At 64.9% G+C, this 3,536-nt stretch carries 2 protein-coding genes and 1 pseudogene; 2 read left to right on the top strand and 1 reads right to left on the bottom strand.

Annotated features, from left to right (window positions below; translation table 11 throughout):
- Positions 1-262 (bottom strand): annotated as a pseudogene (locus VFL62_RS03280) (nuclear transport factor 2 family protein); the annotation flags it as partial.
- A 136-nt stretch (positions 263-398) separates the two neighbouring features.
- Here VFL62_RS03280 and VFL62_RS03285 point away from each other — a divergent pair.
- Complete coding sequence (locus VFL62_RS03285; RefSeq protein WP_325170948.1) at positions 399-992, top strand: PadR family transcriptional regulator; 594 nt, start codon at positions 399-401, stop codon at positions 990-992.
- A 203-nt stretch (positions 993-1,195) separates the two neighbouring features.
- Positions 1,196-3,536: hypothetical protein (locus VFL62_RS03290; protein ID WP_325170949.1), on the top strand; the 2,341-nt coding region annotated here is incomplete at its 3' end.

Consider the following 3,536-nt stretch of genomic DNA (forward strand, 5'->3'; position numbering starts at 1 on the left):
CACCATTGATAGTGATCCCGTCGATATCGTTGGTGAATTCCAGCACGGCGCCGTGATCGTTGGTCCACTCGCCGAGGTAACGAAAGGTCGGACCACCCAGCACGTTGGTCGCGCTGATCAGATATTTGAACGTGACGTCACGGCCACGCTGCGGTGTGTGCACCACCGGGCTTTCGAACACGACATCGGGATGCAGGAGGTCCCACAGCGCGGCGCGGTCTTGCGACCGGATGAAGCCGTGCCATCTTTGCAGGCCAATCACTGGCAAAGGCGCCTCCTCAGGCGGCATACCGGCCAGGACCAATCCTGCCGAATATATGCACATTGACGCATATGCATCAATGCGCATAAAGTCAAGCGTGTTGACCGCCGACCCATCGAACCCGGGAGTTCGACCTTTGGCCCTTGCCGATGCCATCCTGGCTTGCCTGACCGAACGTCCGATGACGGGCTATGAGCTCGCCAAGACTTTTGACTCATCGATCGGCTTTTTCTGGAAGGCTGATCATCAGCAGATCTATCGCGAACTCTCTAAATTGCGTGAGCGCGGGCACATCCAGGGCCGCGAGGTGGTGCAGTCCGGCAAGCCGAACAAGCTGGTTTATACGCTGACCCCTGAAGGCAAGGCCGCGTTCCGTCATTGGGCCGCGCGGCCCTCGACGCCGGCTTCGATCAAGGACGATCTCCTGATCCGGCTCTATGCGCTCGATGCAGTCGATATCGAACCGCTGCGCGCGGACCTGATGGCAAGGCAGGAGCACCATCGCGACCGCTACGAGCGATACGAGCGCATTCTCAAGAAGCGCTTTCCGGACGGCACCGCCTCGCCCGCAGACATGGGCAAGCTGCTCGGGCTCCGCATCGGGCTAAAGCATGAGCAGATGGTGGCCGAGTGGTGCGAAGAGGCAATCGCTACATTGTCCGCGATCTCAGGTGCGGCCGGCATTCTGCCGTTCGAAGGCACGCGGAAAGAGGCCGGCTCCGCCGATTAAAGCGGTTTGAAGGCGGACGTTCAGACCGGCCTGCAAACTTTACGGCCGAACGGCCGCATTCCTTAACCCGTTATTTACCGTAACGCGAAAAAGTCGATCTGGAGTGGCAGACGACCCGCGTCGACTTCTATTGTCTCATCTTCGGGACGCGCGGGGAGGCCGGAGGCGCCAGGTGGGGCGCCGAAGCGGAACCGGACGGAAGCATGAATTCGCGCGTATCGTGGAGTAATGAAGGCATCGATCCTGCTGTCCGGGAGCGGGCCGAGGCCGCCGCTCGCCGTGCCGGCGTGTCATTGAGCGACTGGCTCAACCTGACCCTGGGCGACACCACCCCTCCGAACTTCCGCAATCCTTCCGAGCAACGGCCAGCCATGCCGCCGCGGGAAAGCCGCGACGTCGCCGACATCCATCAGCGGCTCGACGCGATCACGCGGCAGATCGAACACATCTCGCAAGCCCGGCCACGCAATGATGCGCCGCGCAACGAGCCGCCGGTCGCTCAACAACTAAACGACGCCATTGCGCGGCTCGATGCACGGCTGTCGCAGATTTCCAACCCGGCGCCCGCGCGTGCGCGCCAGGCGCAGGAAAAGCAGCGGCAGACGGAGATGGTCGAGCGCGCCGCCGCCAACGTCTATCGCCCCTCGCCTCCGCTCAATCCGGGCTCATTCGATTCAGCGATTGCGGAAATTTCCGCGCGCCAAAACGAACTCGACAGCTTTACGCCGACAGTGCGCAGCGCGCCGCCGATCGCACCGGCACCGGCCTATGCAGCGCCTCCCGCCTATGCGCCGCCGCCTGCCCCGGGACCGGATTTTTCCTCGCTGGAGCGGCATCTCGTCAAAATCACGAGCCAGATCGAATCGCTGCGGCGGCCCGATCACGTCGAGCAATCGATTGCGGCGTTCCGCAGTGAGCTCGCCGAAATCCGCCAGGCCATCACCGAGGCGATGCCGCGCCGGGCGATCGAATCGATCGAAAGCGAGATCCGTTCGCTGTCCCGGCGGATCGACGACACCCGCCAGAACAACAGTGACAGCCAGGCGCTCGCCAGCATCGAGCGCGCGCTCGGCGAAATCCGCGAAGTATTGCGCTCGCTGACGCCCGCCGAGCAGCTTGCCGGTTACGATCAGGCGATCCGTAACCTGACCGCGAAACTCGATCAGATCATCCGGGCCAACGACGACCCGTCCACGATGCAACAGCTCGAGGGCGCGATTGCGGCGCTTCGTGCGATCGTGTCCAACGTCGCCTCCAACGAGGCCCTCGCCCGTCTCAGCGAGGATGTGCATGCGCTGTCGGCCAAGGTCGATCAGCTCGCGCGGTCGGATCATCATTCCGACTCGCTTGCCGCACTGGAACAGCGCATTGCTGGATTGATGTCGTCGCTGGAGAGCCGCGAGCAACGACCGTGGTCGTCGGAAAATTCCGAGCAGATCGAACGCGCTTTGCTTGCGCTGTCCGATCGTCTGGACCGCATGCCCGTCGGTAATGACAGCGCATCCGCCTTTGCACATCTGGAACAGCGGGTATCGTATCTGCTCGAGCGGCTAGAATCCTCCTCCGATCATCGCTCCGGCAACCTCGGACGGGTCGAGGAAGGCCTGCAGGACATTCTTCATCACCTGGAGCGCCAGCAAGCCAGTCTTGCCGCTTTCACAGCGACTGACCGCAACCAGCCCTCCGCCGACAACATCGGCCTTGCCGATCTCGTCAAGCGCGAACTGTCCGACATCCGCTTCAGCCAGGCCGAGACCGATCGCCAGACCCAGGACTCGCTCGAAGCGGTCCACAACACGCTCGGCCATGTGGTCGATCGCCTCTCGATGATCGAAGGCGACCTGCGCACCGTGCGTGCGCAGCCCGCGCCGCAAGCCGCCGCGCCTGTCGCCGTGTCCGCGCCGGAGCGATCCAATGCGGCCGAACCATCATATTCCGCACCGGAGATCGCGGAGCCCGAACCGCGCCTTGCCGCCGAGCCCTCGCCGGCACGCGTTGCGATGGCGACACACGCGCGCCCCGAGGCGCCGCCCGCAATCGCCGCATCCGAGCCCTTCGTCGCGGCCCCGCGCGACTTCCATGCCGCCATGCCCGACGAGCCGCCGGCCGCGGCACCGCGGAGCATCAGCGAAATTCTGGGGCCGCATGCAGCGCCCACGCGCGCCGCGATCGCGCCGGACTTGCCGCCCGATCATCCGCTCGAGCCGGGCACGCGCCCGTCGGCACGGAGCGCTTCACCATCGGAGCGCATCGCCGCATCCGAAAGCGCAATCAGCAGCATTCCCGCTGCGGCCGGGCCGAAAGAGCCGGTCAGCACGTCGAGCTTTATCGCCGCCGCGTGCCGCGCCGCACAGGCGGCGGCCGCAGCGCCGCCGGCCGACAGGTCCGGCAAGCCCGCCAAGGCCGCGCAAGGTGCCGGCCAGGCGAAGGGCGCCTCGACCATTACCTCGAAGATCCGCTCGCTCCTGGTCGGCGCCAGCGTCGTGGTGATCGTGCTGGGCTCGTTCAAGATGGCGATGAATTTGCTGGACGGCGGCGCACCTG

This window comes from Bradyrhizobium sp., from assembly GCF_035701725.1.
Lineage (GTDB): Bacteria > Pseudomonadota > Alphaproteobacteria > Rhizobiales > Xanthobacteraceae > Bradyrhizobium.